We start from the raw sequence: 926 nt of genomic DNA on the forward strand, positions 1-926 counted from the left end.
AAAAAAGGCTACCGCTCTCTTGATGTCGGACTCTTGGGATCAGCCGCGCTGATCGACGCGTTGAGAGAGCGTTACGGCGTGGCGGAGCTGTGCGAAGCCTTCGAGGTCTGTCGCAGCCGCTATTACCATCATTGCCAGGCGCGCCAGAAGGTGGACGCGGAGCGCGTACGGCTCAGGGCGTGTGTAGCGCGGCTCCATAAGAAGGGCCGAGGTGCCGCCGGGGCGAGGACACTGTCGGCCCTGTTGAAGGCGGAGGGTGAAGCCGTTGGGCGCTATAAAGCGTCGCGTTTGATGGCGGAAGCGGGCCTGGAGAGCCGTCAGCCGGGACACCGCTACAAGCAAACCGGCGAGGAAGCGACAGTCGCGCCTAACCACTTGAACAGAGCGTTTGCCGTGACTCGACCGAATGCCGTGTGGTGTGGCGATGTTACCTACATCTGGGCAGGCAGCTGTTGGGTCTATCTGGCGGTGGTGTTGGATCTGTATGCCCGCCGTGTGGTGGGCTGGGCGATGTCGAACTCCCCGGACTCGGAATTGACCAAGCGAGCCCTGGCGGTGGCCTATGAAGCACGAGGGCGTCCGAAAGGGGTGATGTTCCACTCCGACCAGGGGTGCCACTACACCAGCCGGGCGTTCCGGCAACAGCTTTGGCGTTATCGGATGAAGCAGAGCATGAGCCGGCGGGGCAATTGTTGGGACAATGCCCCGATGGAACGGTTCTTTAGGAGCTTGAAATCAGAATGGGTGCCGCCGGGCGGTTACCTCTCGTCTGAGCAGGCGGTGGCGGATGTCCTGGTCTACGTAAACCAGTATTACAACCATATCCGCCCGCACAGCGCTAATCATTATCAAACACCCGAGGCGCGGGAACGAACCGCCGCGTGAAAAGAACCTAGGAAACTGTCCAAGATCACTTGACCACTACA

Annotated in this window: 1 protein-coding gene; it reads left to right on the forward strand. The window is 60.6% G+C overall.

Features of this window, described 5'->3' with window-relative positions:
• Positions 1 to 885: IS3 family transposase (locus tag MA04_RS21705; RefSeq protein WP_394356173.1), on the forward strand; the 885-nt coding region annotated here is incomplete at its 5' end.
• Positions 886 to 926 lie beyond the last annotated feature (41 nt).

The organism is Alloalcanivorax balearicus MACL04, assembly GCF_025532145.1.
GTDB classification, from domain to species: domain Bacteria; phylum Pseudomonadota; class Gammaproteobacteria; order Pseudomonadales; family Alcanivoracaceae; genus Alloalcanivorax; species Alloalcanivorax balearicus.